Source organism: Brevundimonas naejangsanensis, from assembly GCF_000635915.2.
In the GTDB taxonomy this organism is placed as follows: Bacteria; Pseudomonadota; Alphaproteobacteria; order Caulobacterales; family Caulobacteraceae; genus Brevundimonas; species Brevundimonas sanguinis.
Genome location: NZ_CP015614.1, coordinates 2183914 through 2209583, shown reverse-complemented (window position 1 = coordinate 2209583; position 25670 = coordinate 2183914). Strand labels below are relative to the sequence as shown.

Annotated in this window: 22 protein-coding genes; 13 read left to right on the top strand and 9 right to left on the bottom strand. The window is 69.6% G+C overall.

Annotation, left to right across the window (positions count from 1 at the left end; genetic code table 11):
• Positions 1-119: 119 nt before the first annotated feature.
• The 5 genes from DA69_RS10545 to DA69_RS10525 all read left to right on the top strand — a co-directional run bounded on the left by DA69_RS10545 (position 120) and on the right by DA69_RS10525 (position 6888).
• Positions 120-680 (top strand): TetR family transcriptional regulator, encoded by a 561-nt coding sequence (locus DA69_RS10545; protein WP_025976172.1) that lies wholly within the window; start codon positions 120-122, stop codon positions 678-680.
• Positions 677-2377, top strand: coding sequence for an MFS transporter (locus DA69_RS10540; protein ID WP_025976173.1), 1701 nt, complete (start codon positions 677-679; stop codon positions 2375-2377). Before DA69_RS10545 ends, DA69_RS10540 begins: the two co-directional genes overlap by 4 nt.
• Positions 2378-2390: 13 nt before the next feature.
• The gene (locus tag DA69_RS10535; protein ID WP_029972280.1) at positions 2391-3500 is read left to right on the top strand and encodes an HlyD family secretion protein; all 1110 of its coding nucleotides are present in this window, start codon (positions 2391-2393) and stop codon (positions 3498-3500) included.
• A gap of 111 nt (positions 3501-3611) precedes the next feature.
• The gene (locus tag DA69_RS10530; RefSeq protein ID WP_025976175.1) at positions 3612-4871 is read left to right on the top strand and encodes a multidrug effflux MFS transporter; all 1260 of its coding nucleotides are present in this window, start codon (positions 3612-3614) and stop codon (positions 4869-4871) included.
• A 52-nt stretch (positions 4872-4923) separates the two neighbouring features.
• The gene (locus DA69_RS10525; RefSeq protein ID WP_025976176.1) at positions 4924-6888 is read left to right on the top strand and encodes a M1 family metallopeptidase; all 1965 of its coding nucleotides are present in this window, start codon (positions 4924-4926) and stop codon (positions 6886-6888) included.
• Position 6889: 1 nt separating this feature from the next.
• Here the strand turns inward: DA69_RS10525 and DA69_RS10520 are convergent, their stop codons facing one another.
• Positions 6890-7321 (bottom strand): DUF488 family protein, encoded by a 432-nt coding sequence (locus DA69_RS10520; protein ID WP_025976177.1) that lies wholly within the window; start codon positions 7319-7321, stop codon positions 6890-6892.
• Between the two features lie 74 nt (positions 7322-7395).
• Here DA69_RS10520 and DA69_RS10515 point away from each other — a divergent pair, with 74 nt between their 5' ends.
• A complete protein-coding gene (locus DA69_RS10515; RefSeq protein ID WP_025976178.1) occupies positions 7396-9063 on the top strand; it encodes an amidohydrolase in 1668 nt (555 codons plus the stop codon).
• A gap of 127 nt (positions 9064-9190) precedes the next feature.
• Entirely contained in the window at positions 9191-10162 is a 972-nt protein-coding gene (locus tag DA69_RS10510) for a complex I NDUFA9 subunit family protein (protein WP_025976179.1), read from the top strand.
• Between the two features lie 163 nt (positions 10163-10325).
• Here DA69_RS10510 and DA69_RS10505 read toward each other — a convergent pair whose 3' ends face one another.
• Entirely contained in the window at positions 10326-11132 is an 807-nt protein-coding gene (locus DA69_RS10505; RefSeq protein ID WP_025976180.1) for an undecaprenyl-diphosphate phosphatase, read from the bottom strand.
• 130 nt (positions 11133-11262) lie between these two features.
• Here DA69_RS10505 and DA69_RS10500 point away from each other — a divergent pair, with 130 nt between their 5' ends.
• The 3 genes from DA69_RS10500 (at position 11263) to queG (ending at position 14204) form a co-directional block, all read left to right on the top strand.
• Positions 11263-12312, top strand: coding sequence for a cation diffusion facilitator family transporter (locus tag DA69_RS10500; RefSeq protein WP_025976181.1), 1050 nt, complete (start codon positions 11263-11265; stop codon positions 12310-12312).
• A 64-nt stretch (positions 12313-12376) separates the two neighbouring features.
• A complete protein-coding gene (locus tag DA69_RS10495; RefSeq protein WP_025976182.1) occupies positions 12377-13063 on the top strand; it encodes a glutathione S-transferase family protein in 687 nt (228 codons plus the stop codon).
• Between the two features lie 25 nt (positions 13064-13088).
• Entirely contained in the window at positions 13089-14204 is a 1116-nt protein-coding gene (gene queG, locus DA69_RS10490) for a tRNA epoxyqueuosine(34) reductase QueG (protein ID WP_025976183.1), read from the top strand.
• A 153-nt stretch (positions 14205-14357) separates the two neighbouring features.
• Here the strand turns inward: queG and DA69_RS10485 are convergent, their stop codons facing one another.
• From DA69_RS10485 to DA69_RS10465, 5 genes are all read right to left on the bottom strand, one after another.
• A complete protein-coding gene (locus DA69_RS10485) occupies positions 14358-15326 on the bottom strand; it encodes an esterase-like activity of phytase family protein (RefSeq protein WP_025976184.1) in 969 nt (322 codons plus the stop codon).
• Positions 15323-17203 (bottom strand): cobaltochelatase subunit CobT, encoded by a 1881-nt coding sequence (gene cobT, locus DA69_RS10480; protein WP_025976185.1) that lies wholly within the window; start codon positions 17201-17203, stop codon positions 15323-15325. Before cobT ends, DA69_RS10485 begins: the two co-directional genes overlap by 4 nt.
• A gap of 47 nt (positions 17204-17250) precedes the next feature.
• Positions 17251-18000 (bottom strand): NYN domain-containing protein, encoded by a 750-nt coding sequence (locus DA69_RS10475; protein ID WP_029972282.1) that lies wholly within the window; start codon positions 17998-18000, stop codon positions 17251-17253.
• Positions 18001-18125: 125 nt separating this feature from the next.
• Positions 18126-20993: a M16 family metallopeptidase gene (locus tag DA69_RS10470; RefSeq protein WP_025976187.1), complete on the bottom strand. Its 2868-nt coding sequence runs from the start codon at positions 20991-20993 to the stop codon at positions 18126-18128.
• Between the two features lie 112 nt (positions 20994-21105).
• Positions 21106-21366 (bottom strand): Lrp/AsnC ligand binding domain-containing protein, encoded by a 261-nt coding sequence (locus DA69_RS10465; protein WP_003167792.1) that lies wholly within the window; start codon positions 21364-21366, stop codon positions 21106-21108.
• A 50-nt stretch (positions 21367-21416) separates the two neighbouring features.
• On the opposite strand from DA69_RS10465, the gene DA69_RS10460 reads away from it, so the two are divergent.
• Entirely contained in the window at positions 21417-22256 is an 840-nt protein-coding gene (locus DA69_RS10460; protein WP_025976188.1) for an alpha/beta hydrolase, read from the top strand.
• A 31-nt stretch (positions 22257-22287) separates the two neighbouring features.
• On the top strand, positions 22288-22962 hold the full coding sequence (locus DA69_RS10455) for a bifunctional 4-hydroxy-2-oxoglutarate aldolase/2-dehydro-3-deoxy-phosphogluconate aldolase (protein WP_025976189.1): 675 nt from the start codon (positions 22288-22290) through the stop codon (positions 22960-22962).
• A gap of 272 nt (positions 22963-23234) precedes the next feature.
• Here the strand turns inward: DA69_RS10455 and ppa are convergent, their stop codons facing one another.
• The gene (gene ppa, locus DA69_RS10450) at positions 23235-23792 is read right to left on the bottom strand and encodes an inorganic diphosphatase (protein WP_025976190.1); all 558 of its coding nucleotides are present in this window, start codon (positions 23790-23792) and stop codon (positions 23235-23237) included.
• 126 nt (positions 23793-23918) lie between these two features.
• Here ppa and DA69_RS10445 point away from each other — a divergent pair, with 126 nt between their 5' ends.
• Positions 23919-24605, top strand: a complete 687-nt coding sequence (locus tag DA69_RS10445) for a DUF599 domain-containing protein (RefSeq protein WP_025976191.1) — start codon at positions 23919-23921, stop codon at positions 24603-24605.
• 240 nt (positions 24606-24845) lie between these two features.
• Here the strand turns inward: DA69_RS10445 and DA69_RS10440 are convergent, their stop codons facing one another.
• Positions 24846-25667, bottom strand: a complete 822-nt coding sequence (locus DA69_RS10440; protein ID WP_025976192.1) for an N-formylglutamate amidohydrolase — start codon at positions 25665-25667, stop codon at positions 24846-24848.
• Positions 25668-25670 lie beyond the last annotated feature (3 nt).

The window sequence follows — 25670 nt, the reverse complement described above, 5'->3', positions numbered from 1 at the left end:
CCAGACAATATCCAAATGTTCCGTCGCAAAGGCGTTCGCGGCGCAGCTTGCGCGCGACTTGCGCATTCAAGGCAAGACAGCCCTTGAACAACCGGACACCCGTGTCCACTTAGCGCGCCATGACTCGTCCGTTGCGACAAGACGCCGCAGAACGTCGTGAGAAGCTGCTTCAGGCGGCGCAGGCCGCCTTTGCGCGCGACGGGCTGGATGCGCCGCTGCACCTGATCGCCGAGCAGGCGGGCGTCGGGCGTGCGACCCTGTATCGAAACTTCGCCGACCGCTCCGAGCTGGCCCTGGCGGTTTTCCTGAAGCAGATCGACGACCTGGCCGGGCGCACCCGCGCGCGGCTGGACGATCCGGACGTCTTCATCTGGTTCCTGGAGCAGATGACCCGGCTGATGCTGGACAGCGCGGGCCTGTCCAGCGCGATCCGCGATCTGAAGGACGAGGCTCTGGCCCCGATCCGTCAGGGTTTAAAGGCCGCCGGCGCCGAGGCCCTGGCCGTGTCCCAGGCGGCGGGGCGGGTGCGGCCGGATCTGAGCGTCGAGGATATCCGCGTCCTGGCCCTGATGCTGGGCGCCCCGTCGCGGACGGCGCCGGCGAAGGCGCGCGAGGCGCTCAGCCTGCGGTCCCTGGCCCTGGTGCTGGACGCGGTGCGGCCGCGCGGCGAGGCCGCATGAGCCGCCGTCACTGGGACCTGCCGTGGGAGGATTACCTCGCCACCCTGAAGCCGCACGAGCGTCCGGTCCTGCCCGGTTCGCCCGCGACGCCGGATCACACGACGCCCTGGCGGCTGGCCTACGCCTTCGTCGGGGTGCTGGTGGCCCTGACCGGCAGTCTGGGCAACGCGGCCGTGACGGCCGACCTGCCGCAGCTGGCCGGGGCGCTGGGGGTGACCATGACCGAGGCGGCCTGGCTGCCCGTGGTGTTCGTCATGACCAACGCCTGCATGAACCTGCTGCTGGTCAAGTTCCGGATGCAGTACGGCCTGCGCCTGTTCACCGAGATCATCCTGGTCGTGTTCCTGGCCACGGCGGCGGCGCATCTGTTCCTGGAGGATTTCGGCTCGACCCTGGTCGTGCGCGGCGTGGCCGGGATGGCGGCGGCGGGGATGTCGACCCTCGGCATCCTCTACATCATCCAAGCCTTTCCAGCGCAGCACCGGCTGAAGGGCATCATCATCGGCGTCGGCCTGTCCAGTCTGGCCATTCCGCTGGCGCGGCTGGGCGTCATGCGCCTGCTGGATCTGGATCAGTGGCGGGCGTTCTACATGTTCGAGCTGGGGTTGGTGCTGGTCGCACTGCCCGCCGTCTTCGCCCTCAAGATGCCGCCGTCGCAGCGTGTGCGCGTGTTTGAGAAACTGGACTTCGTCACCTTCGCCCTGTTCGCGCCGGGCGTGGCCCTGCTGACGGCGGTGCTGGGGCTGGGGCGCATCGTCTGGTGGACCGAGGCGGCGTGGATCGGCTGGGCCCTGGTCGGAGCGATCCTGCTGCTGACCGCCGCCGCCCTGATCGAATACAACCGGACCAACCCGCTGATCGACCTCAAATGGCTGGCGGGCCGCGATCTGGTGCGGCTGCTGCTGGCCATCCTGCTGGTGCGGATCGTCCTGTCGGAACAGACCACCGGCGCGGTCGGCTTCCTGCAACAGATGGGGGTGGTCCCGCAGCAGATGCAGGGCCTGTTCCTGGTCATGCTGGTCGCCACGGCGGCCGGGACCCTGGTCAGCGCCTTCACCCTCAATCCGATGAAGCTGTGGAAGCCGATCTCGATCGCCCTGGTCATGATCGCCGTCGGCGCCTTCATCGACAGCCACGCCACCGTGCTGACGCGCCCGACCCAGCTCTACTTCAGCCAGGCGCTTCTGGCCTTCGCCGCCGCCTTCTTCATCGGCCCGACGATGATCCTGGGCTTCGGCCAGGTGCTGCAGGGCGGGGGCAAGAACATGGTCAGCTTCATTGTCCTGTTCTCGATCGGCCAGAACGTCGGCGGACTGATGGGCTCGGCCCTGGTCGGCACGATCCAGACCCTGCGCGAGAAGTTTCACTCCAGCCAACTGTCCGAGAGCATCGGCCTGGGCGATCCCGAGACCGTGCTGCGCCTGCAGCAGTTGGGCGGCGCCTACGCCCACGTCATCGGCGACGCGGCCCAGCGTCAGGGCGCGGCCCTGCGCCTGCTGCAGCAGCAGGTCAGCCAGCAGGCCCAGGTGCTGGCCTACAACGACGTCTTCCTGCTGATCTCGGGGGCCGCCGCGATCGGCGCCGCCTGGGTCGCCCTGAACCACTATCGGCCCAGGCTGGAGGCGCGCCGCGCCGCCCGCCAGGCCCAGACGCAAGCCTCCGACGCCGCCGCCTCCGTCGCGGCGGCCGTCGATTGAACCGGACAAGACCATGACCGACCCCGCCCCTTCGCCGTCCGCTCCCGCCGCGCCTCCTGCGCCCCCTGCGCCCGCCGCGCCGCCGCCGTCCAACGGTCGTCGCGTGATGTGGAGCGTGGCCCTGATCGCCATGGCGCTGGTGGGGATCGGCCTGATCCTGCACGCCTGGCGCCTGCCGCCCTTCTCGGGCGGGCCGCAGACGACGGACAACGCCTATGTGCGCGGTCAGGTGACCATCATCAGCCCCCAGGTCAGCGGCTATGTGACCTCGGTCGAGGTGCAGGACTTCCAGACGGTGAAGCAGGGGCAGCTTCTGGCGACCATCGACGATCGCATCTATCGGCAGCGGCTGGAGCAGGCGCAGGCCTCCCTGCACGCGGCCGAGGCGGCGCTGGCCAACTCGGCCCAGAGCCAGGCCTCGGCGCGCGGATCGGTGGCCCAGACGCGCGCCGCCATCGCCGCCGCCCAGTCGGCCGTGACCAAGGCGCGCGCTGATGCGACACGGGTCCGAACCCTGTTCGAGGGCGGCTGGGTCGCCCAGGCGCAGGTTGACACGGCCCAGAACGCCCTGCGCGCCGCCGAGGCCCAGCTGGCGCAGGCCCGCGCCGCCGAGGAGGTGGCCCAGACCGGCGTCACCTCGGCCGTGGTCGGCAAAGGCTCGCTGGAGGCCGCCGTCGAGAACGCCCGCGCCCAGGTGCGTCTGGCGCAGATAGATCTGGACAATACGCGCATCACCGCGCCGCGCGACGGACGGCTGGGCGAGGTGACCGTGCGTCAGGGCCAGCAGGCGGCGGTCGGGACGCAGTTCATGGCGCTGGTCCCCGACGTGGTCTGGGTCACGGCCAATATGAAGGAGACGCAGATGCGCGACGTGCGCGTCGGCCAGCCTGTCGAGATCACCGTCGACGCCCTGGGCGGTCGCGTCCTGACCGGCAAGGTCGAGCGCATCTCGCCCGCGACCGGCTCCGAGTTCAGCGTCATCCGCCCCGACAACGCCACCGGCAATTTCACCAAGGTGGCCCAGCGCATCCCCGTCCGCATCGCCGTCGATCCGGGGCAGGAGGGCGTCGAGCGCCTGTCGCCCGGCATGTCGGTGACGGCCCGGATCAAGGTGAAGGCCTAGGCGGCGGGCGTTAGATCCGGCGCAAAGGGAGCGCCTGACTTTTTGTTGCAGTGCGGAAAACTTCGCCGGTCCGGGGTTGCGTCAGCCTGACGCAGGCCGCATCTGGAGCCGATGACCAGCGCCCCTTCTCCCGCGATCAAGACTCCGTCCAAGGGGCCGGGCTTCGCTGAATTCGTCTGCCTGATCGCCGTGATGATGGCGCTGAACGCTTTGGCGATCGACGCCATGCTGCCGGCCTTGCCCCACATCGGCGAGGATCTGGGCGTGACCAATGAGAACAGCCGCCAGTGGGTGATCACCGCCTATCTGCTCGGTTTCGGCGTAGCTCAGCTGTTCTATGGGCCGCTGTCGGACCGTTATGGACGGCGACCGGCCCTGTTCGCGGGCATCGGCGTCTATGTCGTCTTCAGCATTCTGGCGGCCTTCGCCCATACGTTCGACATGCTGATCCTGTCGCGGATCGGCATGGGGATCGGCGCGGCGGCGACGCGGGTGCTGGCCGTGTCCATTGTGCGCGACCGCTATGTCGGACGGACGATGGCGCGCGTCATGTCGCTCAGCTTCCTGGTCTTTCTGGGCGTGCCGATCATCGCGCCCGCGATGGGGCAGCTGGTCATGCTGGTGGCGCCCTGGCCTTGGATCTTCGGCGTCTTCGCCCTGTCGGGCGGGGCCTTCCTGATTTGGGCGGGCCTGCGTCTGCCCGAGACGCTGCATCCCGAAGACCGGATGCCGATCGACGTCAGCCGGATCGCCGCCGCCTTCCGCTTCGCCTTCACCCACCGTCAGGGCATGGGCTACACCCTGGCCATGACCGTCATCAGCGGGGCGCTGTTCGGCTTCATCAACTCCTCGCAGCAGATATTCTTCGACGTGTTCAAGGCGCCCGGCCTGTTCCCGGTGGTCTTCGCCCTGGTGGCAGCGGGCATCGCTGTGGCCTCGATCCTGAACGCGCGTCTGGTCGAGAAGCTGGGCTCGCGCCTGATCGCCCACGCCGCCCTGATCGGCTTCATCGGCTTCAGCGTCCTGCACGCCGTGATCGCCTGGCTGGGCCATGACAGCCTGTGGATGTTCGCCGCCATGCAGGCCTGCAAGATGTTCTGCTTCGGCTTCATCGCCGGCAACTTCGGCGCCATGGCCATGGAGCCGATGGGCCATATCGCCGGCACGGCCTCTTCGGCCCAGGGCTTCATCTCCTCCATCGGCGGCGCCCTGCTGGGCTTCGCCATCGGCCAGCAGTTCGACGGCACGACGGTGCCGATGACGGTCGGCTTCGCCCTGCTGGGCGTGGCGGCTCTGGCGCTGGTTCTGGCGGCCGAGCAGGGGCGGCTGTTCAAAGCCCGCCATCTGCCGCCGGTTGTCGCCGAGACTTGATCTTTCGGCCGCGAGGGAGCCTCTTCGGGCGCATCTGAATACGGAGCGTTCGATGACCCTGAAGCTGGTCGGGCGGGTTTCCGCCCTCGCTATAGCCGCCGCCCTCGCCACATCCCTGGGCGCCTGCGCCACGACCGGAGACGCCGTGCCGATGACGCCTCTGGTTCCCGCCGCGTCGGTCCCCCCGAGCGATTACGTCAACGACGCCCACTCCTACGCGCGGCCGGCCGAGGCGCGGGTGACGCACGTCGACCTGGACCTGGCTGCCGACTTCGCCGCCAAGACCCTGTCGGGCAAGGCGACGCTGGACGTGACCGGCCGTCCCGGCGCGACCGAGGTGGTGCTGGACGCCAAGATGCTGGACATCAAGGCCGTGACCGACGCCGCCGGCCGTCCGCTGGACTGGAGCATGGGCGCCGCAGATCCGATCAAGGGTCAGCCGCTCAGCGTGCGCTTTCCCGCCTTCCGCGGCGGCGAGACGCAGAAGATCGTCGTCGCCTATTCCACCCGCCCCGACGCCTCGGCCTTGCAGTGGCTCAGCCCGCAGCAGACGGCGGGCGGCCAGAAACCCTATCTGTTCAGTCAGGGCCAGGCGATCCTGACCCGCACCTGGATCCCGACCCAGGACAGCCCGGGGATTCGTCAGTCGTACAGCGCGCGGATCACCGCCCCGGCCGACCTGACCGTGGTCATGGCCGCTGAGCAACTGACGCCGAACGGCGAGGCGGCCGGCGCCGGGACCAAGGCCTGGCGCTTCAAGCTGGACAACCCCATCCCGCCCTATCTGATCGCCGTCGCGGTCGGCGACCTGGCCTTCGCCCCCTTCGACGCCCGCACCGGCGTCTGGGCCGAGCCCAGCCAGCTTCAGGCCTCGGCGCATGAGCTTCAGCCGACCGCCCAGATGGTCGATGCGGCCGAGGCGCTTTACGGCCCCTATCGCTGGGGTCGCTACGACCTGCTGGTCCTGCCGCCCAGCTTCCCCTTCGGCGGCATGGAGAACCCGCGCCTGACCTTCGCCACGCCGACCATCATCGCCGGGGATCGCTCGCTGGTGTCGCTGGTGGCGCACGAACTGGCGCACTCCTGGTCGGGCAATCTGGTGACCAACGCCACCTGGGACGACTTCTGGCTGAACGAAGGCTTCACCTCCTATTTCGAGAACCGGATCATGGAGGCCGTCTACGGTCGCGACGCCGCCGTTCAGGAACAGGTGCTGGCCTGGGACGGGCTGCAGGACGAGTTGAAGACGCTGCACGCCGCCGACACCCGCCTGCATCTCGAACTGGCGGGCCGCGATCCCGACGAGGGCATGAACACCATCGCCTATGACAAGGGCGCCGCCTTCCTGCGCACCATCGAGCAGATCGCCGGGCGCGAGCGGTTCGACGCCTGGCTGCGCGGCTACTTCGAGCGCAACGCCTGGCGGCCGATGACGTCGGAGCGATTCCTTGAGGACATCCGCACGCATCTGATCAAGGGCGACGCGGGCCTGGAGCAAAGGCTGCAGCTGAACGCCTGGGTCTATGATCCCGGCCTGCCGTCCAACGTTCAGGCGCCGGTGTCGCGGGCCTTCGAGCCCGTGGATGCGGCGGCCGAGGCCTTCTACGTCGCCAAGGGCCCGGCCTCGGCCGTGCCGTGGAAGGACTGGAACACCCAGCAGCGCCTGCGCTTCCTGTCGTGGCGCCCGCAGGGGCTGGCGGCGGGGGCCGACTGGCTGACCGGGGCGCAACTGGCCGATCTGGAACGCACGCTGAAGCTGGACAGCGAGGGCAACGCCGAACTGACCTTCGCCTGGCTGCAGGCGGCCCTGGCCAACCGCTACGAGCCGGCGGCGGCTGTGGCTGACCGCTTCCTGACCAGCCAGGGCCGACGCAAATTCGTCCTGCCCCTGTTCCAGACCCTGTGGGCCGAAGGCGACTGGGGCCGGCCGATCGCCACGCGCATCTACGCCAAGGCCCGGCCGCTGTATCACCCGGTGACCAGCAACTCGGTCGATCAGGTGGTGGGCCGCCCGTAAGCTAGAGGTTCACCACCTCGACGCCGTCTTCGCGGGCCAGCCGGCCGGCGAGGACGGCGCGGTGGCAGCCGCAGGCGTCCGCCTCGAAGCACAGCAGGGCGACGCGCTTTTCGCCCGCGACATGGCGCAGTTGCTGGAAGGCCGCCTCGGCGTCGGGCTCCTGCATATGGGCGTTGAAGATCGCCTGCATGGTCGCGACGTCGCCCTTGCGCGCCGCGTCGCGCCCGGCCTTGGGCGTGCCCAGGGCGCGCAGCTGCAGATAGTCGAGCCCTTCCGCCTTCAGGCTTTCGCCCAGCACGGTCTTGGAGAAGCCGGCGATGCGGGACGAGGCGACGGCGCGCACGTCGGCCACGAGCTCGACCCCGGCGGCCTTCAGCCGGTCGAGAACCTGGGCTTGCGTCGAGCCTTCGTAGCCGATGGTGAACAGTTTCATGCGCCGATCATGCGACGGCGGCGGCTTGACGCCAAGCGCGGCTGCGGCTCCCTTGGCCGCGACTGGAGGCGCTGATGACCCGAACCCTGAAGACGACCCTGCCGCTGGCGGCCGCGCTGGTGCTGGCCGCCGCGCCTGCGGCCTACGCTCAGAACCTGTTGATCCGGGGCGGGACTATCCATACCGGCGTCGAGGCCCAGCCGACGGCCGAGGTCGTGGTCGTGCGCGACGGGCGCATCGCCTATGTCGGCGCGGCGAACGGCGCGCCGTCCGCCGAGGGGCTGGAGGTCGTCGATCTGAAGGGCGCGACGCTGTTCCCCGGCTTCACCGACGGCCACGCCCACCTGGACGGCATCGGCTGGCGCGAGATGACGCTGAACCTCGAAGGCGCGGCCTCGCTCGCCGAGGCCATGGCGCGCCTGACGGCCTGGGCCGAGGCGCATCCCGAAGGCGTCATCGTCGGCCGCGGCTGGATCGAGACCCACTGGCCCGAGAAGCGCTTCCTGACCGCGGCCGACCTCGACGCCGCCGCGCCCGGCCGGGTCGTGCTGCTGAGCCGGGCCGACGGTCATGCGCGGGCGGTCTCCAGCGCGGCCCTGGCGGCGGCTGGGATCGATGCGACGACGCCGACCCCGTCGGGCGGAGAAATCCTCAAGGGCGCGGACGGACAGCCGACCGGCCTGCTGGTCGACGGCGCCATGACCCTGCTCGAAGGCCTGACGCCCGAGGCCGACCCGGCGGCGACGCGCGAGGCCTATCGCGCCGGCTTCGGCGTCTATGCCCGCTATGGCTGGACCGGCGTTCACTTCATGAGCGCGCCGTGGAAGGACGTGCCCCTTCTGGAGGCGATGGCCGAGGCGGGCGAGGCGCCGCTGCGGGTCTACAACGCTATCGACATGGGCGATGCGCGCGCCCTGATGGCGGGCGGGCCGCGCGATGCGGGCGACGGGCGCGTCATCACCCGGGCGATCAAATTCTACGCCGACGGCGCCCTGGGCTCGCGCGGGGCCAAGCTGTTCGAGCCCTATGCAGACCGGCCCGAGACGTCCGGCCTGATGCTGGCCTCGCGCGAAGAGGTCATGCCGCTGTATCAGCAGGCGCTGCGGACGGGCATTCAGATCGCCACCCACGCCATCGGCGACCAGGGCAACCACGACGTCGCCGCCTGGTATGAAGAGGCCCTGCGCTCGACGCCCAAATCCGAGTGGAAGCTGGCCGATCCGCGCTGGCGCATCGAGCACGCCCAGATCATCCGGCCGGCCGACTATCACTATTTCAACGACCTGCCGATCATCGCCTCCATGCAGCCCAGCCACGCGATCGGCGACCTACATTTCGCCGCAGACCGTCTGGGAGACGCGCGGCTGGACGGGGCCTACGCCTGGCACACCCTCGTCGACCGCGGCGTGATCGTGGTCGGCGGCTCGGACGCGCCGGTCGAGCGCGGCGACCCGCTGATCGAGTTCTACGCCGCCGTGGCGCGCCGCGACCTGAACGGCTTCCAGGGGCCGGACTGGCGCCCGAACGAGGCGGTGGACCGGGCGACGGCGCTGAAGATGTTCACTCTGTGGCCCGCCTACGCCAGCTTCCGCGAGAATGAGCTGGGCACGATCGAGGTCGGCAAGCGCGGCGACTTCACCGCCTTCGACATCGACCTGATGACCGTCCCCGCCGCCGACATTCCCAAGGGGCGCGCGGTGCTGACGGTGGTCGACGGACAGATCGTCCACCGGGCCGACTAGGAGGGATTGATCGTTCGGAATCCCGCCCTTCTCGTTGCGGGGCGGGGCCGCTTCGGTTAAGCCCCGCGCATAGGATTTTATCTCCGGCCGGGTCTGCGGCCGGGGCTTGGCGTTTGGAGCGTCTGAGATGGCTGATTTCGCCCCTGGTCTGGTCACTGTGTTCGGAGGCTCGGGCTTCATCGGGACCCAGGTGGTGCGCGCCCTGGCCCGTCGCGGCTGGCGCGTGCGCGTCGCGGCCCGCAACGCCAAGAGCGCGCCCGTGCTGCACATGGCCGGCGACGTCGGCCAGGTTCAGGTCGTGCGCTGCGACATCACCGACAAGGCCGCCGTCGCCGAGGCCGTGCGCGGCGCCGACGCCGTGATCAACCTGGTCGGCATCCTGTTCGAGACCGGCGGCCGCAAGTTCCAGACCCTGCACGTCCAGGGCGCGACCAACGTCGCCGAGGCGGCTGCGGCGGCGGGCGTCAAGCGCCTGACGCAAATCTCGGCCATCGGCGCCGATGCCGACGGCAAGGCCGACTACGCCCGCACCAAGGGCGAGGCCGAGGCCGCCGTGCGCGCCGCCTTCCCGGGCGCGGTGATCGTGCGCCCGTCGATCGTGTTCGGTTCGGGCGATCAGTTCCTGAACCGCTTCGCCGCCATGGCCAGCTGGTCGCCGGTCCTGCCGCTGATCGGCGGCGGCCAGACCAAGTTCCAGCCGGTCTATGTCGCCGACGCCGCCGAGGCCATCGCCCGCGCCACCGTCGCCCCCGAGGCTGTGGGCGAGACCTATGAGCTGGGCGGACCGTCGGTCTGGACCTTTGAGGACATCCTGAAGTTCATCCTGCGCGAAACCAACCGCAGGAACATCCTGCTGCCGCTGCCCTTCCCGGTGGCGCGCATGATCGGCTCGCTGGCCCAGATCCCGGCCATGATCGGCCTGGCGCCGCAGCTGACCAAGGATCAGGTGACGCTGCTGGAGACGGACAACGTCGTCTCTCCGGGCGCCAAGGGCCTGGCCGACCTCGGCGTCGAGCCCTCGGGCATCGAGGCCATCGCCCCGGGTTATCTGTGGCGCTATCGCGCCGGCGGCCAGTACGCCGAAAGCCCCGCCGCCTGATTTCCACCGCCTCGGCGGCGCCTGACGCGCGCCTTTTTTCCTCCCCATGAAATGGGGAGGGGGACCGCGAAGCGGTGGAGGGCCCGGCCCGGCCCGAAGCCGCCCCTCCGTCTCGGCGTCTACGCCGCCGATCCACCTCCCCACTGCGTGGGGAGGAAATGGCCTACAGCGCCCCCGTCGCCGCCAGGCCGATGATGCCGACGACGCCGACCGCGATCCGCCACCAGGCGAAGGGGCCGAAGCCGCGCTTGGACACGAAGTCGAGCAGGAAACGCACCACGGCCAGGGCCGAGATGAAGGCGGCGATGAAGCCGATGGCGATCAGGCCGAAATCGCTGAAGTCCAGCACGTCGCGGTTCTTGAACAGGTCATAGGCCACCGCCGCCCCCATGGTCGGCAGGGCCAGGAAGAAGCTGAACTCGGCCGCGGACCGCTTGTCCGTGCCCAGCAGCAGCCCCCCCGCGATGGTGGCGCCCGAGCGCGACACGCCGGGGATCATGGCCAGGCACTGGAACAGGCCGATCAGGAAATAGACCCGGAACGGATAACGATCCGCGTCCAGATAGGCCGGGATCTTGTTCATCCGGTCCAGCCACAGCAGCAGTACGCCCCCGATGATCAGGGCGACGCAGATGACCAGCGGCGTCTCGAACAGCACCGTCTTGATGAAGCCGTAGGCCAGAAAGCCGATCACCACGGCGGGGGCGAAGGCGACCAGCAGGCCGATCAGAAAGCGCCGCGCCTCGGCGTCGAACGGCCAGCGCGTCGCCAGCGTCCACAGTCGCTTGAAATAGACGCTGATGATGGCCAGCAGGGCGCCCAGCTGAATGACGATCTCGAACGTCTTGCCGGTGCTCTGAAAGCCAAGAAAATGCCCCAGCAGCAGCAGGTGGCCGGTGGACGACACCGGAATGAACTCGGTCAATCCCTCGACCAGACCCAGAAGGATCGCCATCAGCCAGTCCGCCATGAATTCTCCGTCTTGTTCGCCAGGGTCGGGGGTCGGGTCGCGCCGTGCGGCGTCGCGTCCGCCTTCCTTAGCGTCCCGGGCATCGCGCCGCCATTGGCGCGGGCGCGGTTTTAGGCGACAAGGTCGGGAAATGACCGTCTCTCCCCTCGACGCCGCCCACGAGACCACCCGCCGGATCACCACCCTGTCGGTGGCGACGGCGGTCCTGCTGATCGTCATGAAGGCCTTCGCCCTGGGGGCGTCCGGCTCGGTCTCCATCCTGGCCAGTCTGGCGGATTCGACGCTGGACCTGATCGCGTCGCTGGCGACCTTCGTCGCCGTGCGCTGGGCGGCCCTGCCGCCGGACGATTCGCATCGCTATGGCCACGGCAAGGCCGAGGGCCTGGCCTCCCTGGTGCAGGCGGGCATGGTGCTGGCCTCCAGCGTCTTCATCGGCTGGGAGGCGGTGCAGCGCATCTTCGACCCGCGCCCCGTCACCTCGGGCGGATGGGCGATCGGCGTGGTCGTCTTGTCTATCGCCATCACCGCCGGCCTGGTGTGGATGCAGACGCAGGCGGTGAAGAAGACCGGCTCGCTGGCGGTGGCGGGCGACCGCGCCCACTACGCCGCCGATCTGGCCGCCAATGTCGTGGTGCTGATCGGCGTCGTCTCCGGCGCCCTGCTGCAGGCGCCCGGGCTGGATGCGGCGGCGGGTCTGGTGGTCGCGGTCTGGCTGGCCTGGGGGGCGTTGAATCTGTTGAAGGGCGCGGCCGATCACCTGCTGGACCGGGCCGCCTCGGACGCCGAGCGCGCCGCCATCGTCGCTGCGGTGACTGAGGACGCCCGCATCGCCAATGTGCACCAACTTCGCACCCGCATGGCCGGGCAGGCGCTGATGGTGCAGATGCACGTCGACCTGGACCCTGATCTCAGCCTGAAGGCCGCGCACGACATCACCCTGGAGGCCGAAAAGCGGGTGTTGCAGGCCTTTCCCCACGCCGACATTCTGATCCACGCCGACCCCCGGGGCGCGGCAGAGCCGCACGGCGGCGCCTTCGCCTCGCCGCGGCCTGAAACGCCGGATCGCGATGCGCTCCCATCGCCCCGCTCTGAAGGGCCCTCAACCGAAGCGTCCCCGTCTGGATCGCGTACGCCCCAGGGGCCGGACTCGCCCTCGGCGCGGGTCGGCCCCTGGTCCTGAGCCCTGCGACAATCGCGCGCGGTAAACGGAGCCTTAACGGGCGAGGGCGCATTGAAGGCGGACAATGTCCACGCCCGCCGTCCTGTATCACTTCGCCTTTCACCCGGCTTCGCGCACGGCGCGGCTGGCGCTGGGCGAGGCCAAGGTCGAGTACAGCGAGGAGTTGGTCCGCCCGTGGGAGGGCGACTGCCCCCTGTTCGAGATGAACCCTTCGGGCATGCCGCCGGTGCTGAGCGTGACCGAGAAGGGCAGGGGGCTGACCCTGTGCGAACAGGACGCCATTCTCGGCTGGCTGGAGGACCGGTCCAAGGGCGACTTCCTGCTGCCGTCCGACCCGGCCGAGCGGGCCGAGGCCCGGCGTCTGGCGACCTGGTTCAGCCGCCGTTTCACCGATGAGGTCGACGCCGTCCTGCTGCATGAGCGGATGGAGAAGCCGCTGTTGCGCATGGGGCCGCCCGACGCCCGGATGCTGCGCGAGGGGCGCGAATTCCTGAAGGGCCACCTGACGGTTCTGGAGCCGCTGGCGGCCGGCCGCGAGTGGCTGGCGGGGCGCCGGCTCAGCCAGGCCGACCTGATCGCGGCGGGCCATCTGTCGGTGCTCGACTATTTCGGCGAGATCGCCTGGGCGTCCTGGCCCTCGCTGAAGCTGTGGTATTCCAAGCTGAAGTCGCGCCCCTGTTTCCGCCCCCTGCTGGGCGACCGCTTCCCCGGCGTCCACCCCGCGCCCTGGTACGCCGACCTCGACTTCTGAGGGCCGGGAGGGCTAAAGCGCCCTCATGGCGGCCGACCCCCGCATCTTCATCCGACAGCGCGCCGCCGAACTGGGCTTCGGCGTGTGCCGCTTCGCCTCGGCCAGCGATCCGTGGAGCGCGGGCGAACGGCTGGCCTATTTCGTCGATGCGGGCCGTCACGGCGAAATGGGCTGGATGGAGACGACGCTGGAACGCCGCGCCCACCCCACCGCCATGTGGGACGGCGCCCGAACCGCTATCGTCCTGGGCATGAACTACGGCCCCGACGAAGACCCCCGGCCAGAGCTTCAGGAGGCGTCGGCGGGCTACATCTCCGTCTATGCGCGCGGCGACGACTATCACGAGGTCATCAAGGGACGGCTGAAGATCCTGGCCGGTCAGATCGCCGCGCGGCTGGGTCAGGAGGTCAAGGTCTTCGTCGACACCGCCCCCCTGATGGAGAAGCCGCTGGCGCAGCGCGCGGGGCTAGGCTGGCAGGGCAAGCACACCAATCTGCTCAGCCGCACCCACGGCAACTGGCTGTTCCTGGGGACCATCCTGACCGCCGCCGAGATCGAGCCGGACGCGGCCGAGAGCGAGCACTGCGGCCGCTGCACCGCCTGTCTGGACGCCTGTCCGACCAAGGCCTTTCCGGCGCCGTTCCAGATCGACGCCCGACGCTGCCTCTCCTATCTGACCATCGAATATGCAGGCGCCTGGCCGCGCGAGTTCCGCCTCGCGACCGGCAACCGCATCTACGGCTGCGACGACTGTCTGGCCGCCTGTCCGTGGAACAAGTTCGCCCAAAGCGCGTCGGAGGCCCGGCTGCAGGCGCGCGACGCGCTGAAGTCGCCGCCGCTGATCGACCTGCTGGCGCTGGGCGATCCCGCCTTCCGCGCCCTGTTCACCAAGAGCCCGGTCAAGCGCATCGGCCGCGACCGCTTCATCCGCAACGCCCTCTATGCGGCGGGCAATTCCGGGGACGCTGCGCTGGTCGCGCCGGTCGAGGCCCTGCTGGACGACCCCGCCCCCGTGGTGCGCGGCGCGGCGATCTGGGCGCTGGCGCAACTCGCGCCCGAACGGTTCGAGACCGAGCGCGCGGCGCGGCTGCGGCAGGAAACGGATGATGAGGTCAAACAGGAATGGTCCTTCTCCCCTTGAGGGAGAAGGTGGCAGGCGTAGCCTGACGGATGAGGGGTGTTTGCGGGCGGCCTGAAGGTCGGCCACGCCCTGACCTCATCGTCTGAACGCCGCCGTCGGCACCCCTCATCCGAGCGCCTTGCGGCGCCCACCTTCTCCCACAAGGGGAGAAGATCACTGAACGTCAAACGCCAGCAGCAGCGTCTTCTGCGCCGGGTTGGCGTTGTCGTCGGACAGGATGTAGAGGCGCACGTTGTCGCCCCTTGCCTCGGCGGCGATCCCCTCGAAATTGTCCGTCAGCCCCGGCAGCTTCAGCTCGACCAGCACCGGCCCCAGCGTCCCGTCCGCGTCCATGCGGCGCACGCGGGCGCGCACGTCGAAGGGCGGGCGCCATGAGCGTTCCACCGCGAACCAGCCGCCGCCGCGCGGATCGCGCTCAAGGCCCGTCAGGCGCCAGCTGTCGGCGGGCGGGCTCGGCCGGGTCACGACGCGGCAGCCTTGCGGCGAACAGTCCCACACCCCGCCGCCTTCGCCCCCGACGCGCCAGCCGCCGGGCGCGCTCGCCAGCGCCTCCATGCCTTCGTTTAACGGAAAGTCCGCCGCCGGGTGCGGCTGCGCTTGCGGCCGGGCGCGCAGGGCGTCCAGCCGGCCGTAGCTCCAGATGCGGTGCTCGCGCTCGAAGCTGACCAGCACCTCGCCATCGTCGGTCAGGGCCAGCCCTTCGGCGTCGCCCATGCGTTTCTCAGTGATCGGCGCGCCATCGGTCAGCGTCAGTCGCCGCACCCGCAGGTCATGCAGTCCCGTCAGCCTGCCGTCTGCATCCAGCTCCAGCCGCCCGCGCACCAGATCGCCCGAATCCGACACGGCGACGAAGCCGCCATCGCCCGTCAGCTTCAGATCCGACAGGCCGTGCAGGGTGGAGGCGGGCGCGGCGACCAACTGCACCCCGCCCGCATAGCGCACGCCCTTGGCCAGCCTGGCCCCGCCCGGCCAGCCCAGATCGACCTGCCGCGTCGAACCGCCTGCGGGCGACCAGCCGTCGGCCGTCGCTTCGGGCGTCCAGGGATGGGAGGTCGCCGCCGCCCCGGCGCAGGCGGCCAGGGCGAGGGAGATCAGGGCGGCGACATAGAGGCGCCGGTTCACGCCGCGCGCTTGTGCGAGGGCCGCCCCGTCCTGGCGCTGACAGCCTTGGGCTCGGCCTCGAACAGCTCGGCCAGTTTCTCGGTCATGGCGCCCGCCAGCTGCTCCACATCGACGATGGTCAGGGCGCGGCGATACCAGCGGGTCACGTCGTGGCCGATGCCGATGGCCAGCAGTTCGACCGAGCTGCGCGTCTCGATCTTCTCGATCACCTGACGCAGGTGCTTGTCCAGATACAGGGCCGCATTGGCCGACTGGGTCGAGTCATCGACCGGCGAACCGTCCGAGATGACCATCATGATCCGCCGCGCCTCGGGCCGGGCCAGCAGGCGGTCGTGCGCCCATTCCAGCGCCTCGCCGTCGATGTTTTCCTTCAGCAGGCCTTCGCGCATCATCAGGCCCAGGTTCTTCTTGGACCGGCGCCACGGCGCGTCGGCGCTCTTGTAGATGATGTGGCGCAGGTCGTTCAGGCGGCCGGGGTTGGCGGGCTTGCCCGCGCTGATCCAGGCCTCGCGGCTCTGCCCGCCCTTCCAGGCGCGGGTGGTGAAGCCCAGGATCTCGACCTTGACCCCGCACCGTTCCAGCGTCCGCGCCAGGATGTCGGCGCAGACCGCCGCCACCATGATCGGCCGCCCGCGCATCGAACCCGAGTTGTCCAGCACCAGGCTCACCACCGTGTCGCGGAACGGGCTTTCGCTCTCCATCTTGAACGACAGGGGGCTGGTCGGATCCGTGATGACGCGGGTCAGGCGCGCCGTATCCAGCATCCCTTCCTCAAGGTCGAACATCCAGCTGCGGTTCTGTTGCGCCAGCAGGCGCCGTTGCAGCTTGTTGGCCAGGCGCGACACGACGCTGCCCAGGGTCGACAGCTGGGCGTCCAGCAGGGCGCGCAGCCGGTCCAGCTCCATCGGGTCGCACAGGTCGGCCGCGTCGATGACCTCGTCGAAGGCGGTGGTGAAGGCGTGATAGACCTCGACCGCGCGGCCGTCGTCCTGGGTCTGCTGATGGTTGGGGCGGTCGCCTTCGCTCAGTTCGGGGGCCTCTTCCTGGCCCTCGCCGTCCGTCTCGCCCGGCGCGCCGTCGGGGCGGGCGGGGCGCTCGTCGTCGGCGGACTGATCGTCGGCCGAGCCGTCCAGAGAATCGCCCCCGTCGCCGCCGTCCTGTTCTTCCTGCTCGTCCGGTTCAGCCTGGTCTTGATCCGGCTTTTCGGCGTCGTCCTCGCCGTCTTCCTCCGACTCGCCGCCGTCGGCGTCGCCGGGGTCCAAGTCCAGCGCCCGCAGAAGGTCTTTCAGCCGCGCGCCGAAGGCCGCCTGATCGTCGCCGGACGCCGCCAGGGCGTCCAGTTCCGCCCCCGCCTTGGCCTCCAGCTCGGCGCGGACCCGGTCCAGCATGGTCTTGGCGCCGTCGGGCGCGGGCTCGCCCGTCATCCGCTCGCGCAGCAGAAGGGCGGCGGCCTCGGCCACCGGCACCTGCTCCGCCTGGGCGCGCAGGGCGCCCGACTTCTCCAGCCGGGTCAGCAGCGCCGAGTCCAGATTGCGTCGCACGCCCTTCAGCTCGCGCGCGCCGACGGCTTCGACGCGGGCCTGTTCGACGGCGTCGAACACCTCGGCGGCGTTCATATCGGTCGGACGCAGCCGCGCGTCCAGGCCTGCGTCGTGATTGGCCAGGCGCAGCGCCAGCCGGTCGGCCTGACCGCGCAGGGCGGCGCTTTCGGGGCCGCGCGGATCGCGTGGCGGGTGCGGCAGGGTCAGCACGCCGCCGGACAGCCTCGGCCCGTCCGAGCCGAAGCGCACCTCCAGCTCGGCCTGTTCGGCCAAGGCTCGCGCCGCGTGCGACAGGGCGCGTTTAAAGGTCTCGACGGGGGTCTCTGCGGCGGCCATGCGCCACACATAGACCATGCCGCGCCGGGGGGAAGAGGCGAGACGCCCTACTTGGCCTTCACGCGGACGTTCATCGCGCCGTTCGGGCCGGCCTTGACCTCGAAACGGCCGGTGGCGCCGATCAGGTCCGACAGTTTCACATGGCCGTAGGTGCGCTGGTCGAAGTCGGGATAGGCGTTGCGCAGCCGACTGCCGATGCCGCCCATCGCCACCCAGCCGTCGCCGTCCTCGTCCATATCGGCGATGGCCTTGGCGATCAGACGCCCGGCTTCGGACGGTTTGCGGCGAGCGGGGGCGGGGGGCGTCGCCGCGGCCTCGTCATTGGTCTCGGGCGACGGGACCGTCAGGTTCTCCGTATAGATGAAGCGGGTGCAGGCCTGACGGAAGCTCTCGGGCGTCTTCTGTTCGCCGAAGCCGTAGACCGGGACGCCCTGTTCGCGGATGCGCGCGGCCAGCCGGGTGAAGTCGCTGTCTGACGACACCAGGCAGAAGCCGTCGAACCGTCCCGAATGCAGCAGGTCCATCGCGTCGATGACCAGGGCGATGTCGCCCGAGTTCTTGCCCTTGGTGTTCTGGAAGTTCTGCTGCCACTGGATCGCCCAGCGCGGCAGGACGTCGATCCAGCCCTTCAGCGATGGGTTGGCCGCATCGCCGTAGATGCGCCGGGCCGAGGCCTCGCCCAGGGTGGCGATCTCGCTAAAAAGCGCCTCGGCGATCCGGGCCGAGGCGTTCTCGCCGTCGATCAGCACGGCCAGGCGCGGGGCGCGGGCGGAAGGGATCAGGGCGTCGGTCGGCATGGGGGCTCCGGCGAGGGGAGGGGACGAGGAAGGCTCGCCCTCCCGGCCCTGCGGGTCAACCGCAAAGCAAAACGGCCGGCGGGTCGCCCCGCCGGCCGTCTCGTTCAGGTCTGGATCGAAGCGGCTTACTGGGCCGGCTTCGGCGCCTCGGCGGCGCGCACCTCGACCGGCAGGCCCAGGGCGTCCAGCTGCGGCTTGACCACCGCAGCGTCGCCGACCACCACCCAGACGAAGCTGTCGGGCTTGATCGCGGCGCGGGCGGCGGCGTCCATCTGTTCGGCCGTCAGGGCGTTGATGCGGCCCGCGAGCGTCTCCTGATAGTTGTCCGGACGGCCGTACAGCGCGTTCGAGCGCAGGGCGTTCAGCACCTGGAACGACGTCTCATAGCTGCCCGACAGGCCGCGCGTGTCGCCCAGGACGGTGCGCTCGCGCTCGGCCGCCGTCACGCCGTCGGCGGTCAGGAAGCGCTCGTACTGGCCGATCAGGGCCGCGATCGACTCGCCGGTGCGGTTGGCCTGCACCGGGGCGTTGACGATGTAGGGCGAGCGTTGCTCCTGGGCGACGACATAGCCGCGCACCCCGTAGGACCAGCCCTTGGTCTCGCGCAGGTCGGCGTTGATCCGCGACAGGAAGTCGGCGCCCAGGACCGTATTGGCTGTGGTCAGGGTCAGCAGATCGTCCCTGCCGGACACCGGCAGAACCTGGCCGCCATAGATCAGCGACTGCGGCGATTGCGGCCGGTCGATCAGGACGATGCGGGCCGAGGTCTGGGGCAGGGCGGCGTCGAAGGCTTTAGTCCCCTTCGGCGTCGAGGGCGCGCGCCAGTTGCCGAAAGCGGCTTCCAGCTGCGGCTTCAGCTCGGCCAGCGGCAGGTCGGACACCACGAACAGCTTGGCGTTGTCCGGACGGATCCAGCGCGCGTGTTCGGCCATCAGGTCGTCGCGCGTCAGGCTGCGGATCACCGCTTCGTCGCCCGTGCCGCTGAACGAGCGGCCATAGGGGTGGGTCTCGCCAAAGAGCAGCGGCGGCAGGGCGCGGCCGGCGATGGCGGTCGGTTGCGTCTTCTCATTGGCCAGGCCGGCCAGGCGCGTCGCGCGCAGGCGCTCGATCTCGGCCGGGGCGAAGGCCGGGTTGCGCACCACGTCCGACAGCAGGGCCAGCGACGGCTGCAGATTGGTCGTCACCGCCGACAGATTGGCCACGGTGCGATCCATCGACGAGCCGACGGAGACGCTGGCGCCCAGACGCTCCTGCGCCTCGGCCAGGGCCTTGGAGTCGCGCGTCGTCGTGCCTTCCTGCATGACGTTCAGCATCAGGGTGTGGGCGCCCAGGCGGTCGGCGCGGTCGGCGGCGACCCCGGCGTCGAACTCCAGCGCCACGCGCGTCACCGGCACGGTGGTCGAGCGGGCGTAGACGATCTCGACGCCGTTCGACAGGGCGGCGCGCTCCACGGCCGGGAAGACGACGTTGGACACCTGGCCGATGGCCGGGGCGGGATCGCGGGCGACGCGCTGGATCGGCTCGGCCGGGGTCGGGGTCGCGCCCGACGGGGCGGCGGCGGCCTCGACATAGGCCTCACGCTCGCCCGGCATGACGATCTGGCTGTAGACGGGGCGGCTCAGCCACTTCTTCATGGCCGCCTGTACCTGGGCCGGGGTCACCGCCGCATAGGCCGCCAGCTCCTTCTTGTAGAAGTCCGGATCGTTGGCATACAGCTGCCCCTCGGCCAGGACCGAGGCCTTGCCGTTGGCCATTTCCAGGCCCTGGATGCGCTGCGAGGCGTAGCGCGTGACCACCCGGTCGATCTCGTCCTGGGTCGGGCCGTTGGCGATCAGGTCGGCCAGCACCTCGTCCATGCGCTTGGCCACGGCGTCGGCGTCGGCGCCCGGCTTGACCATGGCGGAATAGCTGAACATGCCGACGCGCTGGAACACCTGGTTGCCGGCCGAGACGCCCGAGGCCGTCTGCTCGTCGCGCACCAGGACGTTGTCCAGACGCGAGCTGGCCAGGCCGCCCAGCACCGAGGCGCCGACGCTCAGCGGCACGGAGTCCGGATCGCCCAGGCCCGGCACGGCCCAGGTGCGGCTGATGCGGGTCTGGGCCACGCGGTCGTGCAGCACCTGCTCGACCGGCGCCGCCAGCGTCGGCACGGGGGCCGCCGCCGGGGTGTTGACCGGGCCGCGCGCGATGGAGCCGAAATACTTCTGCGTCAGTTCGCGGGCCTTGGCTTCATTGATGTCGCCGGACAGGACCAGGACGGCGTTGTTCGGGCCGTAGTTCTGGCGGAACCAGTCGCGCACCGTCTCCATGCTGGCGGAGTCCAGGTCGTCCATCGAGCCGATGGTCGAGTGGCGATAGGGGTGGCCCTCCGGGAACAGGGCTTCCAGCGTGGCGTAATAGGTCATGCCGTAGGGCTGGTTGTCGCCCTGGCGCTTCTCGTTCTGAACGACGCCGCGCTGCAGATCCAGCACCTCCTGGCTGACCTGGCCGAGCAGATAGCCCATGCGGTCGGATTCCAGATAAAGCGTGTATTCCAGCGCCGGGGTCGGCACCGTCTGGAAATAGTTGGTGCGGTCGAACCAGGTCGTGCCGTTCAGGCCCGTGGCGCCGGCCGCATTCATCGTCTGGATGTGGCTGGAGGGCGAGTTCTCCGACCCGCCGAACATCAGGTGTTCGAACAGGTGGGCGAAGCCGGTCGAGCCCTTGGGCTCGTCCTTCGACCCGACGTTGTACCAGACGGACACCGCCACCACGGGCGCCTTGCGGTCCTCGTGCACCAGCACGGTCAAGCCGTTGTCCAGCTGGAAGCGCTGCCACGGAATGTCGACGCGGGCGATCAACTCAGACACCGGCGCGCCGCGCAGAGGCTGGGCCTGGGATTGGGCCTGGGTTGCTGTAGTCGCGGAGGCGGCGGTCGCGACGGGCGCGGCCAGAACGGGCGTGCTCACGGCCAGAAGGGCGGCGAGGGCTACGGAAGAGGCGGCAAGGCGCATGGTGTTTGGTCCCCAACGGATCATGTTGGGCCGGACCTTAGCCGCCTAAACGCGCCCCGCAACGCGGCACATGGTTACATGAACGATTGTTCATGTTCGAAGCGAACGCCGCTCAGGCGCGCTTGCTTGGCAGGAAGGGCGAGAAGGTGATGACGGTGAAGGTGTCGCGGATGTGCGGACGCGTCTGCACCTGCTTGGTCACGAAGGTGCCGATGTCGGCGTCCTTGGGCAGCTGGAACTTGGCCAGCAGGTCGTGCTGGCCCGATGTCGAATAGACCTCGCTCACATTCTCGACATTGTCGACCAGATCGGCCGCAACATCGTTCGCAAAGCCCAACTCGCATTTGATGAAGACGAAAATGGCGGTCATCATGGCCTTCAAGCCTCCCGTTCAAGCGGAGGTCTCTAGCGGATGGAGACGACATGGGTAAGGCTTTGTCGCCCGAGGCGACGCAGAACGAACGGGCCGCGGCCTATGAGGCGGCCTATAACAACCGCGCCCGCGTGCCGGGCCACCCCGCCATCCTGGACCGCTGGCGCAAGGAGTCGCTGCGGGTGATCGACGCCCGGCGCCCCGAGACGATCGAGTACGGCCCGTCCGAGCGCCAGAAGATGGAATGGTTCGACGCCGGGCCCGGCGCCCCCGTCGCCGTCTTCATGCACGGCGGCTATTGGCAGGCGCTGGACCGGGGCTGGTTCGCCTGGGTCGCGCCGGCCCTGCTGGAGCATGGCATCAGCGTCGCCGTGCCGGGCTATGATCTGGCGCCGGGCGTCACGGTCGGCAAGATCATCAGCCAGATGCGCGACGCTACGGAGTTCGTCCGCGCCCGCAGCGGCAAGCGGCCGCTGGTGTTCGGCCATTCGGTTGGCGGCCATATGGCGGCGGGCATGTTGTCCGAAGGCCGGGCGCGGGCGGCGCTGGCCATCTCGGGCGTGTTCGATCTGGAGCCGCTGGTCCACACCTCGCTGAACGACGCTCTGGGCCTGGACGCGCCGGTCGCCCGCGCCCTGTCGCCGATCCACTGGCCCGCGCCGAACGGGGCGACGCCCGGCGGCACGACGCTGGACTGCTGGGTCGGCGGGGCCGAGAGCAATGAGTTCGTTCGCCAGAGCCGAGAGATGGCCGCCGCCTGGGGCGGCAAGGGCGCCGACACCCATGTCGAGATCGTCGACGGCACCGACCACTTCACCGTGCTGGACCCTCTGGCCGATCCCGACAGTCCGATGGTCAAGCGTCTGGTGGAACTGGCGACCGCCGAATAGGCTTCGATCCGTTAGGCCGTAAGGAGTTTTCATGCGTCACGACCGCCTCGCCGTGCTGACCGCCATCGAGACGCAAGGGGTGGTGCCCGTCTTCTACCATCCCGACGCCGAGGTCTGCGCCCAGGTGATCCGCGCCTGCGCGCGCGGCGGGGCGCGGGCGGTGGAGTTCACCAATCGCGGCGACTTCGCCTGGGAGACCTTCACCGCCCTGTCAAAGGAGTTCGCGCGCACGGACCCCGACATCATCCTGGGCGTCGGCTCGATTCTGGATGCGCCGACGGCGGCCCTCTATCTGGCCTCGGGCGCGCGGTTCGTGGTCAGCCCGTGTCTGGTTCCCGAGGTGGCGCAGGTCTGCAACCGCCGCATGGTCGCCTATGCGCCGGGCTGCGGTTCGGTGCGCGATATCTCTGAGGCGCAAGAACTGGGCTGCGAGATCGTCAAACTGTTCCCCGGGGCCTCGGTCGGCGGGGCGGAGTTCGTCAAGGCGGTGCTGGGGCCGATGCCGTGGACCAAGATCATGCCGACCGGCGGCGTCGAGCCTGACGAAGCCTCCATCCGCGACTGGTTCGGGGCGGGTATCGTCGCGGCGGGCATGGGGTCCAAGCTGATCACCAAGGCCGCCATCGAGGCGAAGGACTGGGCCGGGATAGAGGCTCAGGTGCGCCAGACAGTCCAGACGATCGCGGCGTTTCGGAAGAAAGGCTGACCCTCTCCCTCCCCGTCCCGGGGAGGGTGGCTGAGCCTGAAAGGCGAAGCCGGGTGGGGGCGGCTGGGTCATTCAGTCGCCGAGCCCAGTATCGCCTGGCCCTCCCCACCCGGTCTCCGCTTCGCTCCGACCACCCTCCCCGGGACGGGGAGGGAGAGGCGTCGCGCCTATATTGCGCTCAAGCAGCGAGCCGCCGCGCGGCGAGCGCTAGCCCACAAAAAAAGGCCCCGCCGTTTCCAGCGGGGCCTCTTCTATTCAAACGCCTTCGCCGATCAGGCGGCGGCTTCGTTCTTGGCGGCCAGCTTGGCCTGGTGAGCGGCCATGCCGGCGGCGATCAGCTCGGCGGCTTCGCCCGCGTCGCCCCAGCCGTTGACCTTGACCGACTTGCCCTTCTCCAGATCCTTGTAGCGGGTGAAGAAGTGCTCGATCTGCTCGATCAGGATGGCGGGCAGCTGACGATAGCTGGAAACCTCGGTGTAATAGGGGTTCAGCTTGTCGACCGGCACGGCCAGGATCTTTTCGTCGCCGCCGGCCTCGTCGACCATCTTCAGCACGCCGATCGGGCGCGAACGGATGACGCAGCCCGGCACCACCGGCGTCGGGTTCAGCACGATCACGTCGCAGGGGTCGCCATCGTCCGACAGGGTGTGCGGCACGAAGCCGTAGTTGCCCGGATAGTACATGGCGGTGTGCAGGAAGCGGTCGACGAACAGGGCGCCGGAGTCCTTGTCCATCTCATACTTCACCGGCAGGCCGCCCTGCGGGATCTCGATGATGACGTTGATGTCCCACGGCGCGTTGGGGCCGACCGGGATGGCGTCGATGTTCATGGTACGCTCTTATTGCAGGTGCGAACGGGGGAGAATTGACGCGCGTGATAAGCTTTGCGCGTCTTTACGGCAAGCGTCGCGGCGATCACGCTTGCCTTGCGCGGGCCGACGTGGCGTCAATCAGGCATGAGTCTGTTTGATTGGATCGCCCTGTTCGTCTTCGTCATCGCCTGGTTGGGCTATGGCCCGCTGATGCGTCTGACAGCGCGCCGCAGCGGCTCGCTCAACGTGGACATGCTGTCGGTGCGCGACGCCTGGATGCGCGCCATGACCCACCGCGAGATGCGATTGATCGACAGCCAGCTGCTGGGCCATTCGATCAACTCGGGCTCCTTCTTCGCCTCGACCAATCTGCTGCTGATCGCCGCCGTGGCCGGCGTGCTGTTCGGGGGGGAGGCGGCCCTGCGCGGTTTCGCCGCCGTCGGCGCCGAGGCCGTCACGCCGCGCCTGATGGAGGCCAAGCTGGCCCTAGTGTTGCTGTGCCTGGCGCGCGGCTTTCTCGACTTCATCTGGGCGCTGCGCCAGCTGAACTACACCGTCGCCCTGATCGGCGCCGCGCCGGAAATCCATGAAGAAGCCGACCGCGTCGCCTATGGCCGGGCCGTGGCGCGGGTGCTGAACCCTGCGTTGGCCAACTTCAATCAGGGCGTGCGGGGCTATTATTTCGCCCTGGCCGCTGCGGCCTGGCTGTTCGGTCCGCTGTGGCTGCTGCTCGGCGCAGTGTCGGTGTTCGCCCTGCTGGCCTGGCGCCAGCTGGCCTCGCCCGCCGCCTCCGCCATACGTCAGGCCCGGCGTCTTCTGGAGCAGGCCTAGCTATCTCGCAGGTGCGAGATAAGCGCCGCTGACGACCCATCCGGCGCTCCGCTCTGACCGTGAACTCCGTAACATCCCGTGATTGCATAAGGCCGAAACGGCCCTTGTTTTTTTGTGCGCTGCAAACTAACTTCTTTTTCGACGCTTTCGAGCGTCTTGCCCTTCCTGGGCGTTTCCTCCCTATAGACTTTCAAAGCCGCGCCGTTTGGCGCGGCTCTTTTTTTGTCCTGGGACCCGCAGTCAGACGCGCCAGTCGGCGCACAGTTCGGCGATCACCCGCCGCAGCGCGGAGCGGCAACGGTTCCAGCCGGGGGAGGGGGCCCAGGCGGCCTCATCCCAGTACAGCCCTCGGCTCAGCTCCACCTGAATGGCCTCAAAGCCCTCGTCCGGCCGTCCCCACCGCTGGGTCGCATAGCCGCCGGCGTAGGGCCGGTTCAGCCCCACCGTCAGCCCCTGCGCCTCGAACAGCCGCCGCAGCCGCCGCGTCAACGCTGCGTCGCAGCTGCTCCCATGCCGGTCGCCCAGCACCACGTCCACCGCGCCGCCTGTCGCCCGCGCAGGCATGGAGTGCCAGTCGACCAGCACCGCCCGTCCGGCGTGCGATCGCGTCGCCTGCATCATCTGCGTCAGGGCCGCGTGATAGGGCGCATGAACCTGCGCCACCCGCGCCCCGGCCTCGCTCTTGGTCAGGCGTCGCTCGTACAGAGGCGTCCCGTCCCCCGCCAGGCGCGCCACCACGCCGTATCCGGCCAGAGCCTTGGCGGTGGCGGGACTGTCGTCCGCGTCGATGATCAGGGCCGGATCCCACTCGTCCGGCGCCCGGTTCAGATCGACATAGGCCCGGCCGAACCGCGCGGCGATCACGGCCGCGCCTTGCTCGGGTCCGCAGTCGATCAACTGGTCCACCGCCGCGTCCTCGGCGCTGCGCACGGCGCGGACCGAGGCGGATGCGTTCATGTCCGCCGGATACACGTCGCCCGAATGCGGCGAGGCGAACACCAGCGGCGTCGCGCGCCCGGCGGCGGCCGGCGCGATCCAGAAGGGCGACTGAGGCGCGTCCATGTT